This is a genomic window from Shewanella sp. 8A (assembly GCF_023475945.1).
Classification (GTDB): domain Bacteria; phylum Pseudomonadota; class Gammaproteobacteria; order Enterobacterales; family Shewanellaceae; genus Shewanella; species Shewanella xiamenensis.
Map to the genome: position 1 here is coordinate 1 of NZ_JAMDJP010000004.1, position 15,343 is coordinate 15,343.

Here is a 15,343-nt window from a genome sequence, read left to right on the forward strand (position 1 = left end):
CCTCTTTCCCCCGTAGGGCGTATGCGGTATTAGCAGTCGTTTCCAACTGTTATCCCCCTCGACTGGGCAGATCCCTAGGCATTACTCACCCGTCCGCCGCTCGCCACCTCAGGAGTAAACTCCCTTGTGCTGCCGCTCGACTTGCATGTGTTAGGCCTGCCGCCAGCGTTCAATCTGAGCCATGATCAAACTCTTCAATTAAAGTTTTTTTGTTTAACTCGCGTTAAACGACTCAATGAATTCTACTGTTTTGATTCGCTTTGCTCACTAAGAAGCATCGCGTTTCAATTCATACATTACTGTATGTACATATTGCTATGAACACTCATTCATTGATTTAATTCTTTGATTACTCGCCAAACGGCAGAGTAATTTCGATTAACTCAACACCTGTGAGTGTCCACACAGATTTCTTGTTTAGATTGTTAAAGAGCATTTGACCTCATCGCTTGCGTTACCGCTCACTGGGTCAGGGCTGCGTATTCTACGCATTTCCCTTGTCGCGTCAAGGCGTTTTTACAAACTTCTTGAGGCTTTCGAATCAACTGCACAATTTGCATTCGATTCGCACTGTCACCGCGCTCGCTTTCGCTGTCTGCCGTGTCAGTGGATGCGCATTATAGGCAGCGAAACTTTTTGTGCAAGCGCTTTTTTAACAAAACCTGCCGAGTGGACAAATAACCAACAAATCTTCAAGTATTGGGTGGATATGCTGCAATTTTTCTCACTTGGGCTGGTAAGTTTGGCATATGTAGAAAGGATGTGCAGGAAATTCTATAGATCGAATAGCCTTAAGAAAGGGCGCTTTAAAACTTTTACATATATAGATGAGTATGTCCGGTGCAGAGAAACGGTTCAAGAATAGGGAATGGCGACTCTTGAACCGTAGAACTAACATGGCATAAAAGATTGAGAATGTAGGAACTGTCGAACTAAGGATTATCCGTAGAACTTTTTGAACTCTTGGTGCCCTCTGCTGTTTTTTGTTCATTTTCATGCTCTCCATCACCCACAATATGGGCTACTTTGAGCTTTCTCACGGTACGAATTGTGATCACTGGCCCCGAGATGGCGTAGAGATAAAAACCAATGCAGAGGATTAAAGCTGGCTGAACCGAAACCACAACAAATACGCCCACAACGAATAGAATGGCGATAAAGTTCACTTTACCGCGCCAGTCAATCTCCTTGAAAGAGTGATAACGAAAATTGCTCACCATTAATAACCCCGTGATTGCTGTAATCAATCCGGCAATCCAACTGATATTCTTACCATCGAGATTGTACTGATTACCAAGCCAAATACTGCCGGCAATAACGGCCGCAGCAGCAGGACTTGCTAAACCTTGGAAGTAACGTTTATCCGCAACACCGACTTGGGTATTAAAACGTGCAAGCCTTAATGCAGCTCCTGCGCAATAGATAAACGCCGCCAACCAACCGATTTTACCTAAATCCGCCAAGGCCCAATTATAGGCGAGCAGTGCTGGAGCCATGCCAAAGGACACCATATCCGCCATGCTGTCGTATTCAGCACCAAAGTCACTTTGAGTATTCGTCAGCCGCGCCACTCGTCCGTCAAGACCGTCACAGATCATAGCCACAAAAATCGCGATTGCTGCCGCTTCAAAGTTGGCATTCATCGAGGCAATCACAGCGTAGAAACCGGAAAACAAGCCTGCGGTTGTGAATAAATTGGGCAGTAAATAGATACCCTTATTCTTTACTGTTTGATTAGAAGAATTTTGCATACACTTATAAAGCTATGAGCAGGAATGGAAGTAGGCTTCAAGATAGCATATTTTACTATCATGTCGATGGGTGCCCTAAGGGATGATGTTTATGTTAATGAAAACAAATTTGAGCGTGGTATTTTTAGGTTTTGTATGCCTAGTGCTGCTCACACAACCCGTGCTGGCGGGCGCTATTTACACTTGGGTCGATAAGAACGGGGTGACTCATTACAGTCAACAACCACCGACTCAGGAACAACAAGCGCAGCAGCTGAATAGCAATGATCTTGAACCAAGTAAAATTGGCTATATAGCTCCCATTAAAAAGGAAGCGCCTCCTGAAATGTCTGAGTCCGAAAAATCGGCGGCTTTAATTAAAGAGAAAGATGCCAAGCAAGCAGAAGCAATTTGTGAAAACGCTAAACATAATTTAGATGTGTTAACGACCCATACAAAACTCACCCGCCAAGAAGACGGTAATAAAGAACCTGTCGCGATGACAGAAGAAGAGCGCCAAGCAGCCATTACTGAGAATCAACAGCGGATCAAACTATTTTGCAATAAAAAATAACGCCCAGAGTTTGTAATAGGCACCACTAAAAATCTTGATGGCAATGCCACACTATTGCTAACCGCTATTTTATCTGTAACCGATATAGGCAAAAAAAACCGAAGTCCAAGACTTCGGTTTTTTGTTTAGGTTAAGCAGCATTTTGCACGGCAAAGATTGTCGTAAATTATTGCTCGAATACCAGCTCACGACCAGCGCAACTGACCTTGATAGGTTTGCCGGGCAGTAACTCGCCACGCAGTAATTTTTGCGCCAATGGATTTTCCATCTCTTGCTGCAAGGCTCGTTTCAGAGGTCTTGCACCATAGACTGGATCGAAACCAATTTCGGCAATCAATGATAATGCCTCGTCGGAGATCTCCAGCGTATAGTCTTTCTCTGCCAAACGCTTACGCAATGAAGCAATTTGGATAGAAGCAATATGCTTGATATTTTCTGCATCCAAGGGATGGAATACCACAGACTCATCGATCCGGTTTAAAAACTCGGGTCTAAAGCTATGGGTCACCACATTCATCACCGCGCTCTTCATTTCGCTATAACTTAAGTGACCGAATCCTTCTTGGATAATGTCAGAGCCTAAGTTTGAGGTCATGATGATCACCGTATTTCTAAAGTCGACGGTACGGCCTTGACCATCGGTTAAGCGGCCATCATCCAGCACCTGCAGCAAGATGTTGAACACGTCTGGGTGCGCCTTCTCCACCTCATCGAGCAGAATCACTGAATAAGGCTTACGGCGAACAGCTTCAGTTAAATAACCGCCCTCTTCATAGCCAACATATCCAGGAGGAGCACCAACCAAACGTGAAACAGCATGTTTTTCCATAAACTCTGACATGTCGATGCGCACTAAGGCCGATTCTGTATCGAATAGGAACTTAGCTAACGACTTACACAACTCGGTTTTACCCACACCAGTTGGTCCTAAGAACAGGAACGAACCAATCGGACGGTTAGGATCGGCAAGCCCTGCGCGGCTACGACGAATCGCATTAGCGACTGCATCCACAGCTTCGTTTTGGCCAATCACGCGCTCATGCAGTGCCACTTCCATTTGTAACAGTTTTTCACGCTCGCCTTCAAGCATCTTAGAAACCGGAATACCCGTCGCCTTTGATAACACTTCAGCGATTTCTAAGTCAGTAACTTTATTGCGCAGCAGTGTCATATCCTGCATTTCAGCTTGCGATGCCAAGTCCAATTGCTTTTCAAGCTCTGGAATACGGCCATATTGCAGCTCGGACATACGCGTTAAATCACCGGCGCGGCGCGCGACTTCTAAATCCATCCGCGCTTGCTCAAGGTCGGCTTTAATATGCTGAGTACCTGCCAACGCCGCTTTTTCGGTGCGCCAGATTTCATTAAGCTCAGACGCCTTAGCCTCAACTTCATGCAACTCGACACGTAAATGTTCGAGTCGACGACGGCTCGCCTCATCGTTTTCTTTGGCCAATGCCTGCTCTTCCAGTTTCAACTGGATAGCACGGCGCTCCAATCTGTCGAGGGATTCAGGCTTAGAATCCATCTGCATACGGATGCTCGACGCCGCCTCGTCAATTAAGTCGATGGCTTTATCGGGTAATTTACGGTCCGACACATAACGGTGCGACATAGTGGCCGCCGCTACAATCGCCGGATCGGTAATTTCCACATGGTGATGCAGCTCATAACGCTCTTTCAAGCCACGTAAAATCGCAATGGTGTCTTCAACGCTTGGCTCATCCACTAATACTTTTTGGAAACGACGCTCAAGGGCGGCATCCTTTTCAATATATTGACGATACTCATCAAGAGTCGTCGCCCCAACGCAGTGGAGATCACCACGGGCCAAAGCAGGCTTTAACATGTTACCCGCGTCCATGGCGCCATCGCCTTTACCCGCGCCCACCATTGTGTGCAACTCGTCGATAAAGAGGATCACTTGGCCCTCTTCCTGCGCCAGCTCGTTAAGCACGGCTTTTAAGCGCTCTTCAAACTCACCACGATATTTAGCGCCAGCAATTAATGCGCCCATATCTAAGGATAAAACACGTTTATTTTTAATCCCTTCAGGCACTTCACCGTTCACAATGCGCTGAGCGAGGCCTTCAACAATCGCGGTTTTACCCACGCCAGGCTCACCAATCAGCACTGGGTTGTTTTTGCTACGACGTTGCAGTACTTGAATGGTGCGGCGGATTTCATCGTCACGACCAATTACAGGATCGAGTTTGCCCTGCTCGGCACGTTCAGTAAGATCAACGGTAAACTTTTTCAGCGCTTGGCGTTGGTCTTCCGCATTAGGATCATCCACATTCTGACCACCACGCATTTGCTCAATGGTTTGTTCCATTAGCTCTTTGGTCGCGCCGGATTTTTTGAGGCATTGTGCTAGCGCATCGCAGCCCTCAAGCGCCGCGAGAACAAACAACTCACTGGAGATATATTTGTCTTTACGCTTTTGCGCCAATTTATCGCACAGGTTTAATAAACGAATTAACCCTTGGGATAACTGCACATCACCGCCAGTCCCTTCTACTTGGGGAAGACGCTCAAGCTCTTGGCTCAACAGCGAGCGCAGCGCACTCACCCGAATGCCAGCTTGGGTTAATAAGGGATGGATAGAACCAGAATCCTGGTTGAGCAGCGCCATCATCAAATGTAGCGGTTCGATAAACTGATGATCACGCCCAAGTGCTAACGACTGGGCATCTGAGATGGCAAGCTGAAATTTATTAGTCATACGATCGAGTCGCATACAGCCTCCTAAAACTCACAAATAAGGTACAGAATTTTGTTAGTTAAAAGATGGGGGCTATTTGACCAATTTCAAGCTAGATGGCTAGAAATAAATACAAATTATAGGGGAATAAACTTAAGACTTAAGCCAGATCAAGGAAGCCATACGACCAGTGATTTTATCGCGGCGATAGGAGAAATAATCCTGGTTCAATACAGTGCAAATATCGGCGCTGTAGATCTGTGTAATACCCAGTTGCTTTAAGCGTAATTTGGCTAATCCGATAATATCGGCAAGGTATTTATCGCCTCGCGCAATAAAACAACTTTCCGCATTAGGATCTTTTGCCATAAAGGCGGCACGCACATCGGCACCGACTTCAAAAGCGCTAGGGCCAATCGCGGGCCCTAAATAGGCAATCAGCTCACTCGGCTTAGAGGCAAACTTAGCCACACTTGCCTCAATCACCCCATCACACAGTCCGCGCCAACCGGCATGGGCTGCTGCAACTTCAGTCCCTTGTTGATTACACAAAAGCACCGGCAAGCAATCAGCGGTCATCACCACGCAAACCCGTCCAGCGAGGTCGGTATAGCTGGCATCGGCGACCAAAGGTGGCGTATTTTGCAAGGACACACACTCTGATTGAGCGTCTTGAGTAAGATTAATTGGGGCGATATCGGCCAAATCAATCACTCGAGTACCGTGGACTTGCTCCAACCACACAGGCTCAGTCGCAAGCTGTAACTGCTGTGCTAGTAAGCCACGATTAACCAATACTTGCTGCGGTATGTCACCCACATGCAACCCTAAATTCAGGCTATCGTAGGGGGCAAGACTCACGCCGCCATGGCGATCTGTCATTGCAATTGCCACATTGTCAGGTACTGGCCAATCGTGCATCAACATCAGTTAGTACTCGATCGGATGTTCTAAAGTGTCTTGACGCAGTGCTTTAGTCAAAATCACCATATCTTCTGGGATCGGCGCAGTCCAGCTCATGATTTCACAAGTCACAGGATGCGCTAATTCCAAACGTACCGCATGCAGTGCTTGGCGTTTAAAGTTTTTCAGGATCTCAAAAAACTCAGGACTTGCTGCCTTAGGTGGTTTTGGACGGCCGCCATAAACAGGATCACCCACCAACACATGGCCGATATACGCCATATGCACACGAATTTGGTGAGTACGTCCAGACTCTAAACGTAATCTTAAGCGGGTGTGATTACGGAATTTTTCTGCCACACGATAATGGGTCACCGCGGGTTTACCCGAATGATGCACCGCCATATGGGTACGTTTTGTCGGATGACGGCCAATCGGCTCATCCACTGTGCCGCCCGCCGTCATAGTACCCAGCACAATCGCTTCATACTCACGGGTGATTTCACGGGCTTGCAATGCGGCCACTAAATGAGTCTGTGCTTCTACCGTTTTGGCCACCACCATCAAACCTGTGGTGTCTTTATCCAGACGATGCACAATACCTGCACGTGGCACGTGCTCAATATTAGGGCAGTGATGCAGCAATGCGTTCATCAACGTACCATCGGCATTGCCTGCTCCGGGGTGAACTACTAAGCCAGCTTGTTTATTGATCACTAGGATATCATCGTCTTCATAGACAATATCCAGCTCAATGGCTTGCGCAGCCGCATGCACTTCTTCTTCGAGCGTGGCGTTAATTTCGATTTGCTGCAGCTCAAAAACCTTTTCGCGCGGCTTGTTTACCATTACGCCATCAACATAGACTGCATCAGATAGGATCCATTCCTTGATGCGCGTGCGCGAGTAATCAGGGAACAACTCAGCCAGTGCTTGATCCAATCTCAAACCAGTTTGTGTTGCCGAAATCTCGCTTTTTAGATTAATCTCTTGTGTCATAGGAACCGTATCCCCATTTTGGGGTCAAAAAATGTGTGCTATCTGTTACAATCGAATGCTTTCTATTTTATCGTGAAATGGAAAAATTCTTAACTACAACTTATAAAGAATTGAATTCAAGTATGTATAAATTCTCCAAAGGCTTAACCTTAGTCCTATTTTCACTAGCGTTATCAGCCTGTAGTAGCAGTCCTGAAGATAACGATATTGCCGCCAAAACCTCACCTGACGAGCTTTATTCTCAGGCAAGAACCTCCATGGAGCTTGGCAATTACTCTAAAGCTGTCCGTTCATTGGAGGCGCTAGACTCTCGCTTCCCGTTCGGACCACATAAAACTCAGGTTCAATTGGATCTGATTTATGCTTATTACAAAATGGACGATGTTGCCTCTGGCATTGCTAACATTGACAGATTCATCCGTCTCAACCCAACGCACCCCAATATCGACTATGTCTACTATATGCGAGGACTCGTCAATATGCAGGCGGATAGCTATCTTTTCCACGATATGTTGAATATCGATAGAACCGATCGTGATCCGAAAAATGCCCAAGATGCCTTTAAGGATTTTGACCGTCTAATCAAAACCTATCCCAACAGCAAATATGCCGCTGATGCACAAAAACGCATGCTGTCGCTAAAAAACCGTTTAGCGAAATATTCCATTCAAGTTGCTGAATACTATATCAAAATGAACGCTTGGAGTGCTGCTGCTGTTCGTGCACAATCTGTGTTAGAAACATATCCCGGTACACCATCAACTGAGCGAGCACTGGAGATTATGGCAGAAGCTTATGGCGAGTTAGGTCAGAACCAACTGAAGCAAAACGTGCTAATGGTAATGCAAGCTAACTTCCCAAACAATGAAATCTTATCAAACTAAGTCGAAATGCCCCTTTCTAGAGGGGCATTTTTTCGTCTTCTACGGACATTTTTTACGTTTATTCCCTTTAAGTGGCACTGAGTATTTTCTCTTGTCATTCCCGCTAGGACTCAATAAATACTCGATTCGAGTAAAACTTACCCAACCGCATCACTTTTTACATTATTTAGTAAAAATCAGTTGACTCAAAAGCCGAAAAGCCTTTAAATTGCGCCCGTCGCCCGAATAGCTCAGTCGGTAGAGCAGAGGATTGAAAATCCTCGTGTCCCTGGTTCGATTCCGGGTTCGGGCACCATCTTTAAGTTGGTTGCCTTAGCGACCAGTGTTAAAGGATTGCAATTAAAGTACAGTGCAGGTGTGGTGGAATTGGTAGACACGCCAGCTTCAGGTGCTGGTGCCCTTACGGGCGTGGAGGTTCAAGTCCTCTCACCTGTACCAAATTGCGATTCAACTTAATTCGACAACCTGTCGAATACCAATGCAGATGTGGTGGAATTGGTAGACACGCCAGCTTCAGGTGCTGGTGCCCTTGCGGGCGTGGAGGTTCAAGTCCTCTCATCTGTACCAACATAAAGACCTCGCTAAGCGAGGTTTTTTTGTTTCTGCAATTTTATTTCCTTAAATCACCAACCTCATTTGGCATATTTGCTATAACTATTCATACAGACTCATCATGGACTGCTCGAGCTCTGCCTAAAAGCCTCCCTGAATATACTGAGGAAATCCATATGAATGGTCTTCAAATAAAACAAAAAATGTTTATTGGCATTCTCGTGCCGCTCCTAATGCTAGTAACCATTGGTTTTATCGCCATTTATATGATGGGAAAAATCGAATATGGCGTCGAGCGTATCTATAACGATAGAGTGGTTCCTTTAGACGATCTTAAGGTTATCGCTGATAAATATGCCGTTGATGTAATTGACGCGATCAATAAAGCCAATGCTGGCGGATTTAGCGCTTCGCAAGCGGCTAATGCGCTTGAAAATGCCAGCAAAACGATCAATCAGTACTGGCCCAAATACCTTGCAACTGAACTTACCCAAGAAGAATCTCGACTTGCACAACAAGCTGAACAGTTATTTTCACCAGCTAATCAACAAGTTGAGTTGCTTACTTCATATCTTAGGGGGGTTAATGGCGATGTAGCTTACCAACTGAATGACAAAATATTACCGCTTTACCAAGCAATCGATCCGATAAGTGGCAAAATATCAGAACTTATCGCACTACAAATCAAAATTGCAGGTCAGGAAAGAGCTACCGCTAACGAGATTTATCACTCATCGATTGCCATCTTTGCCACTCTTGCAGGGCTTGCAATGCTGATCAGTATTTTGATTGGACTTTGGGTTAATCGCAGTGTGATGAATCCCATCAATGATATTGTGCGCAATTTAAAAACGATCCGCCAAGACTCAGATCTCACGATTAAATTCCGTACTTTTAATGATGATGAACTTGGACTTATTTCGACTAGCCTCACTCAAGTTATTGAACATTTGAGAGGGATTTTGCACTCCATCGCTGAAGCAGCAAATACGGTTAATAGCTCCGCGACCGAGCTAAGTAGTTTTACCCAAGAAACCAATAAACGCATGCAACAGCAACAAGCTGAAACTGAGCAAACTGCAACAGCAATGAATGAAATGACGGCGACTGTGGCAGAGGTCGCGCAGAGTACTTCAGCCGCTGCGGATTCGGCAAAGGATGCGGATACTTATGCGGCGAATGGTAACCGTATCGTTATTGACTCAATTAGCAGCATGTCTCAACTTTCAGAACAAATTCAAAAAACGGCGCAAGTCATTGGCTTTTTATCCAATGAAAGCCAAAGTATTGGTCGAGTTTTAGATGTGATAAAGAGTATTGCCGAACAAACCAACCTATTGGCATTAAACGCTGCGATCGAAGCTGCTCGCGCAGGCGAGCAGGGTCGAGGTTTTGCCGTTGTCGCCGATGAAGTCAGAACGCTAGCTCAACGAACTCAAAAGTCCACCCAAGAAATTGAAGCGATGATCGCAACGCTACAAAAAGGGGTTAAAGAAGCAGTTAATGCAATGGAAGTTGGTATCAAGCAAGTCGATGATGCCAATAATAAAGCCAATGAAGCAGGTCAGGCCTTAAAAGAAATTGTAGCGTCAGTAGATAACATTGCTGAGCTCAATGCCCATATTGCGACTGCAGCTGAAGAGCAAAGTAGTGTGGCCGAAAGTATTAACCGTAGCATTATTGCGATCAGTGATATTACCGATGACTCGACTCGCTCAGCACATGAGCTCAGCGAGTCTGTTATAAACCTAACCAAACTGGCTAGCAGCATGCGTAATCAAGTCAGTGCATTCAGGCTCTAACACATTTTCACTGGCACAGCCGTGCTGTGCCAGACTAATGTTATCCTTACGTGTTTGTTACAGCGTCCTTCAAACAATCGTATGCCGAGGTGTATTGACGTTTCAGGATTATTTTTTGCAACCCTTTGGTTCACGATCTATGCAAGATAAAGTCCGCGCAGTATCGCTATTTTACTTAACCTAATGAGCGAGCCAGAACGAAATTCAATCTCAAAACGTCAACATGCTCTTAGGGGTAATGTTTTTAAGTGCATATCAGCGCTTTATGCACCGTCTCGAGTTACTTCATTTTTGAATGATAGATAGAGGCGACTTCTTGTGCAGTCAACATCCGGCTATCACCAGGGCTTAAGTGTTTATCTAGGGTAATCTCACCAATGGAAAGGCGGTGTAATCCCACCACTGGATTACGGAAACGACCAAACATCCGCTTGATTTGATGGTACTTCCCCTCCCTTAAAGTAACCTCTGCAATATGAGTGTCGAGGATAGTCAACTTTGCTGGCTGTGTGGTGATATCTTCAAAACCAAAATACATGCCCTGCGCGAATGCCGCGATATAGTCCTCACTCAAGGGATTGGCTAAAGTCACTCGATACACTTTATCCACTTTTTGCTCGGGTGACATTAACGCCTCCGACCAACGACTATCATTGGTCAGTAACAATAAGCCCGATGAGTTTAAATCTAACCGCCCAGCAATATGCAGCTTATGACGAGCTTCGCAATCGAGTAAATCAATCACTGTGCGATGCTCTTTGTCTTTGGTGGCACTTACCACGCCAACGGGCTTATGCAACATCAAATACACTGGCTGGTTGGCCTGTAAGACTTGCCCATCAAACACAATGTGGGAAAATTCATCCACCAGCAGATCGAGCGCTTTCGCTGGCGCACCATCCACATACACTCGCTCCGCCAGCAAGAGTTCTCGCACGGCTTTTCGGTGAATTTGTAGCTTAACGGCAAGGTATCTATCGAGACGACCACGTTTTGATTGCATCACACTATCCTGCTCTAAGATAAAGGCGCAATGCGATAGGCACAGCGACGAGCACCGTCGATGATATGCTCTTCACGGCTTACTGTGGCGATATCGGCAAATAATTGCTGGAACTGTTGCAGTTCGGAGCGGCAAAAGTTTTGGCACTTAGTCGCTGCGCTGCAAATTGGGCAGTGATTCTCAAGCAACCAGAACACCCCATCCGCTTGTTCCTGCGTCGCCATATAGCCCTCGAGGGTACGCAGCTCCACCAGTTTCGTTAAACGACTGGCAATATCCGTCATGCCGAGCATCGCACTGCAATACTGCTGCATGGCCGTTTGCTCCCTATGCTCGATCAGTTTATCTAGGCCTTGCTCGCCAAATATCATTTTAACAGAATCAATCAATTGCAAACTAAGCTCACTGTGGCGATCGGCAAAGTGAGTGCGACTCTGCTCGGTTAATCCCCAATATCGAGTTGGCCGTCCACGGCCTTCAACTCTATCTTCAATATCAACATCACCCGCATCCTCTAAGGCCTGCAAATGCTGCCGGACGCCCATGGTCGTCAGGGCGAGTTCTTCCGCTAGGGTCTTTGCCGTTAATGGACCGTGCAACTTGAGTAATTGAATAATCTTATCAGTGGTTTTCATATGCGCTCTCCGCTCTTCGCCTCGGATTATCCCTTAATCGCCCACCTTTTAACAGAATAAATAAAGTTTTTTATTTATTTTATCCTTTACAAGATTAAGTAAAGTAATTACCTTATAAATAATTTATAAACAAATAGGTTTACATAATGAACTTACTCATCATCAGCACCAGTCAAAGAGCCCACTCGCAAAGCGCTAAAGTCGCGAAATACATAGCCGAAACCAGTTTTTTATCGCCCCATAATGTCGGTTACGACGCTATTCATCACTTAGAACTTTGCCAGTTCAATCTGCCATTTTGGGACGGTGAAGAGGACAACAAGGGCGAACATTGGCCTGAGATTGAGCGAAAAGTCGATGCCGCGGATGCCCTCGTTTTGATTACGCCCGAATGGGGTGGAATGGCATCGCCACTGCTTAAAAACTTCCTATTGATGTGTAGCCGTCAGGAAACCGCCCATAAGCCAGTGTTGCTGATTTCAGTTTGTAGCGGCATTAGCGGCGCCTACCCTATTGTGGAAGTCAAAATGAATGCACTCAAAAACAATAAATTGGTGCCGATCCCCGACCATTTGATCATCCGTAATGTCGAGAATGTACTCAACGCCACGCCCCAAGGCACACGGGATATCGCCCTCAGGGAAAGAGTGCAATATAGCCTATTTATGTTGCATCAATATGCCCAAGCCTTAGCGCCGATACGCCAACGCCATATTCATCAACCCTACCCCAAGCAGCAGGAATACTGCTACGGTATGTAAGCAGCTTGGATGTGAATCACACTGATTAAAATCATTACAAGGAACGCATTATGATCCACTTAGAACACATCAACCTAGTCGTTGACGACATCCCCAAAGCACTCACTTTTTATCAAGCAGCCTTCCCACATTGGCGTGTCCGTGGCGGAGATAAAGGGACTTGGTACGGCAAGCCGCGCAATTGGATCCACTTTGGCGATGATTATCAATACATTGCCTTTAGCGATAACGGTGAGGGCGAAAACCGCGACTTAACGGGTCATCAGATTGGCTTAGCCCATTTTGCCTTTGTGGTGAGTGATCTAGATGCAGTGATAGCAAGGCTGACCCAAGCCGGTTTTCCGATAGCTAAAGATGGTATGGAAGACCCCTTCCGCCGTAATATCTACTTCTTCGATGCCCATGGATTTGAAGTCGAGTTTGTTGAGTATCTGAGTGATATTCCCACAGAGCGAAACCGCTATTAAGTCATAAGCAAACTATGGTGCAGGAACGGGCGCAGGTACGATAACAGGGTATTTTGCGCCGTATCGCTACTGCAGACTTATCCCAAAAATCGTTACTTTACGCAGCTAACCCGCTAAACTAATGCGCTATCCAGCTTTAGATAATTAAACTTTCGATTAGTAAATAAGACATGACCACACCCTATTGTTATTCCACAACTTACATCTTAGATAAAGCGCATTTTGACGAGTGTTATACCCAGTCCGTCAAACCCGATCCCACTCTCAAACCTTACTATAAAGCCATAGGTTTCGGGCTCATTGGCATTGCGCTGATTTTTGCGGATGTCAGCCTCTATCTGGCCTATTTCTTTGTTGGGCTCGGGGTGATTGAAGCATTAAATGTAAAATACAACAAAGCGTGGTGGTTGATGCGGCAAATGATGAGCAAAGCCGCCAATAATGAAGTCACCCTTATCGTTGATGAGCAAGGTATCCACACAAAATCACAATATGTAAACGCTCAAATTCTCTGGACGGATATTTATCGTATTGTGCAAACGGATAAAGGGTTCCTAATCACCCATAAAACGGGGACCAGCTATATCTCTAACCGTAGTCTAGATAATGCCTGTATTGCATTTATCCAAACCAAAATCTGATGTCGTAAGTTTTAACATTACTGACCCGTCAAAAATGCAAAAGGCTGAATGATTCAGCCTTTTGCATAAACTAAGAACTCAGTTAGACCTTAGCTTTAAGCTCGCCTATCGGTAAAATAGTGCGGCCATATTCATTATTAAGCACTTGCGCCATGGCAAAGTAAATTGCACTCGCACCACAGATAATCCCTTCAAAACCCGCGATGGTGCCAATAAGCGCACTGCCAGTAAAATCTCTCGCCGCCAGAAGGAAGAATAGAATCGTCAACGAAGCAAACACAAACTGCTTAGCCCTTGGATAACGTAGCGATCCCACAAACATAAAGGCTGTAAAAATTCCCCAAAGGGTTAAGTACCATCCCATAAAATAGGTTGGGCTCGCCGCAACCCCAGCATTTGGCATTAAAATAAGCCCAACTAAGGTCAACCAGAATAAGCCGTAAGAGGTAAAGGCGGTTGTACCAAAGGTATCACCACGCATAAAGCACATAATGCCCACGATAATTTGACCCAGTCCGCCATAGAAAATCCCCATAGCTAAGATCATCGAGTCAATCGGAAAGTACCCTGCATTATGAATGTTTAGCAGGATAGTCGTCATACCAAAGCCCATTAAACCTAATGGAGCCGGATTCGCCAGTTTTGTCGACACAGAAAGTCCCCAAAATGATAAGTAAATTTCAGTACAATAATTTGCACTTATAGTTCGATAAAAAGCGGCGAAGTTTAGATAACAACAAAGAAGATCACAATCTAAATCTTATAATCATAACAAATAAACAAATTAACCATTAAAATCATCAAGATAAAAAATTAATAAATAAAAAAATCTACATACTAAAAATTAATCTCTTAAGATTCAAATATCTATAAAACATGGGTAAAAATAGTGCGCTAAATCTTATTTATAGGGCAATTTTGCTATAGTTCAAACTTCCTACACTCCCATCAACAAATGCACTCTCTAGTAATCCGTAAAAACCATCAAAAAGATTAACTTCATCCCATAAATAGACCAAAGTTGAGATAAGTCTATTTTTAAACATATTAATTACAAATATGCTGCTCAGGATGATGAAACTTAAGGGTGGTAAGAACGTCATAGTAAAATAAGCTCAGCTTGGTAGTTGAAAATCAGGGGGATTCGCGCGGTTTACGAAGGATGAGATCGGTATTTTTGGCTGGCTTAGGCACTTAAGCTTGCCCATAAAACAACCATGATAATTCGACAAAAAATAGCTTACAAAATGAGTGAAAAATTATTTATATCTAAAAAATAATAGCAATGATAAATTGCTATCTGTTGACGCAGCGGCATGATGGGAAACCAGTTAGGCTGTTGTTAACTATCAATAACTAAAGGAAATAAAATGAAAACGTTATCAGCTGTTATCACCCTGTCGGCGCTAATCAGTTTTGCTAGCTTTGCCGATGAATCAACACTTCCTCCTGCACCTGCAAATGATATCGCTCAACTGACCGAAGTATGCCAACAGATGGCATCTGAAGATCAGATTGAAAATGCCGAGCTTAAACAATATGTCCTCGACTGCGTGAATGACCAGCTAACAGAAATGGGCTATCAGACACTAAAAGAACTCAACTGATCGGTTTTACTTCCTTTAGCTCCTGGCTGTAATCAAGCTTCATCGAGTTTTACGAATGCCATTCCGACAATGAATGGCATT

14 protein-coding genes, 3 tRNA genes and 1 rRNA gene are annotated in these 15,343 nt (G+C 44.9%); 10 read left to right on the forward strand and 8 right to left on the reverse strand.

Annotated elements, in window-relative coordinates; genetic code table 11:
- Both M0413_RS03885 and pssA read right to left on the reverse strand, forming a co-directional pair.
- Positions 1-201, reverse strand: a 16S ribosomal RNA gene (locus M0413_RS03885); the annotation flags it as partial.
- A 731-nt stretch (positions 202-932) separates the two neighbouring features.
- On the reverse strand, positions 933-1,751 hold the full coding sequence (gene pssA, locus M0413_RS03890) for a CDP-diacylglycerol--serine O-phosphatidyltransferase (RefSeq protein WP_249553228.1): 819 nt from the start codon (positions 1,749-1,751) through the stop codon (positions 933-935).
- A gap of 91 nt (positions 1,752-1,842) precedes the next feature.
- Between pssA and M0413_RS03895 the strand changes: the two genes are divergently transcribed.
- Positions 1,843-2,304 (forward strand): DUF4124 domain-containing protein, encoded by a 462-nt coding sequence (locus M0413_RS03895; protein ID WP_037421312.1) that lies wholly within the window; start codon positions 1,843-1,845, stop codon positions 2,302-2,304.
- Positions 2,305-2,470: 166 nt separating this feature from the next.
- On the opposite strand, the gene clpB is transcribed toward M0413_RS03895, so the two are convergent.
- The 3 genes from clpB to rluD all read right to left on the reverse strand — a co-directional run bounded on the left by clpB (position 2,471) and on the right by rluD (position 6,910).
- Positions 2,471-5,044 carry an ATP-dependent chaperone ClpB gene (gene clpB / locus M0413_RS03900; RefSeq protein ID WP_249553229.1) on the reverse strand — a complete coding sequence of 858 codons (2,574 nt, stop codon included), beginning with the start codon at positions 5,042-5,044 and terminating at the stop codon, positions 2,471-2,473.
- A 117-nt stretch (positions 5,045-5,161) separates the two neighbouring features.
- The gene (gene pgeF, locus M0413_RS03905) at positions 5,162-5,935 is read right to left on the reverse strand and encodes a peptidoglycan editing factor PgeF (protein WP_249553231.1); all 774 of its coding nucleotides are present in this window, start codon (positions 5,933-5,935) and stop codon (positions 5,162-5,164) included.
- Between the two features lie 3 nt (positions 5,936-5,938).
- Positions 5,939-6,910 carry a 23S rRNA pseudouridine(1911/1915/1917) synthase RluD gene (rluD, locus tag M0413_RS03910; RefSeq protein WP_011073400.1) on the reverse strand — a complete coding sequence of 324 codons (972 nt, stop codon included), beginning with the start codon at positions 6,908-6,910 and terminating at the stop codon, positions 5,939-5,941.
- A 122-nt stretch (positions 6,911-7,032) separates the two neighbouring features.
- Between rluD and M0413_RS03915 the strand changes: the two genes are divergently transcribed.
- The 5 genes from M0413_RS03915 to M0413_RS03935 all read left to right on the forward strand — a co-directional run bounded on the left by M0413_RS03915 (position 7,033) and on the right by M0413_RS03935 (position 10,148).
- Positions 7,033-7,794, forward strand: a complete 762-nt coding sequence (locus M0413_RS03915) for an outer membrane protein assembly factor BamD (protein ID WP_011073401.1) — start codon at positions 7,033-7,035, stop codon at positions 7,792-7,794.
- A 219-nt stretch (positions 7,795-8,013) separates the two neighbouring features.
- Positions 8,014-8,089: transfer RNA gene (locus tag M0413_RS03920), tRNA-Phe, on the forward strand.
- Positions 8,090-8,145: 56 nt separating this feature from the next.
- Positions 8,146-8,232, forward strand: a tRNA-Leu gene (locus M0413_RS03925).
- A gap of 42 nt (positions 8,233-8,274) precedes the next feature.
- A tRNA-Leu gene (locus tag M0413_RS03930) sits at positions 8,275-8,361 on the forward strand.
- A gap of 161 nt (positions 8,362-8,522) precedes the next feature.
- Positions 8,523-10,148 carry a methyl-accepting chemotaxis protein gene (locus tag M0413_RS03935; protein WP_249553232.1) on the forward strand — a complete coding sequence of 542 codons (1,626 nt, stop codon included), beginning with the start codon at positions 8,523-8,525 and terminating at the stop codon, positions 10,146-10,148.
- Positions 10,149-10,428: 280 nt separating this feature from the next.
- Here M0413_RS03935 and M0413_RS03940 read toward each other — a convergent pair whose 3' ends face one another.
- Both M0413_RS03940 and M0413_RS03945 read right to left on the reverse strand, forming a co-directional pair.
- On the reverse strand, positions 10,429-11,151 hold the full coding sequence (locus M0413_RS03940; RefSeq protein WP_169548831.1) for a pseudouridine synthase: 723 nt from the start codon (positions 11,149-11,151) through the stop codon (positions 10,429-10,431).
- A 14-nt stretch (positions 11,152-11,165) separates the two neighbouring features.
- Positions 11,166-11,786, reverse strand: a complete 621-nt coding sequence (locus M0413_RS03945) for a helix-turn-helix transcriptional regulator (RefSeq protein WP_249553234.1) — start codon at positions 11,784-11,786, stop codon at positions 11,166-11,168.
- A gap of 146 nt (positions 11,787-11,932) precedes the next feature.
- On the opposite strand from M0413_RS03945, the gene M0413_RS03950 reads away from it, so the two are divergent.
- The 3 genes from M0413_RS03950 (at position 11,933) to M0413_RS03960 (ending at position 13,655) form a co-directional block, all read left to right on the forward strand.
- The gene (locus M0413_RS03950; protein ID WP_088586811.1) at positions 11,933-12,547 is read left to right on the forward strand and encodes an NADPH-dependent FMN reductase; all 615 of its coding nucleotides are present in this window, start codon (positions 11,933-11,935) and stop codon (positions 12,545-12,547) included.
- 50 nt (positions 12,548-12,597) lie between these two features.
- Positions 12,598-13,014 carry a VOC family protein gene (locus M0413_RS03955; protein ID WP_249553236.1) on the forward strand — a complete coding sequence of 139 codons (417 nt, stop codon included), beginning with the start codon at positions 12,598-12,600 and terminating at the stop codon, positions 13,012-13,014.
- 170 nt (positions 13,015-13,184) lie between these two features.
- Positions 13,185-13,655 carry a YcxB family protein gene (locus M0413_RS03960; RefSeq protein ID WP_037421331.1) on the forward strand — a complete coding sequence of 157 codons (471 nt, stop codon included), beginning with the start codon at positions 13,185-13,187 and terminating at the stop codon, positions 13,653-13,655.
- An 82-nt stretch (positions 13,656-13,737) separates the two neighbouring features.
- Here the strand turns inward: M0413_RS03960 and M0413_RS03965 are convergent, their stop codons facing one another.
- Complete coding sequence (locus tag M0413_RS03965; RefSeq protein ID WP_047537352.1) at positions 13,738-14,307, reverse strand: acetate uptake transporter; 570 nt, start codon at positions 14,305-14,307, stop codon at positions 13,738-13,740.
- A 718-nt stretch (positions 14,308-15,025) separates the two neighbouring features.
- On the opposite strand from M0413_RS03965, the gene M0413_RS03970 reads away from it, so the two are divergent.
- Entirely contained in the window at positions 15,026-15,262 is a 237-nt protein-coding gene (locus tag M0413_RS03970) for a hypothetical protein (protein ID WP_037421337.1), read from the forward strand.
- Positions 15,263-15,343: the final 81 nt, after the last annotated feature.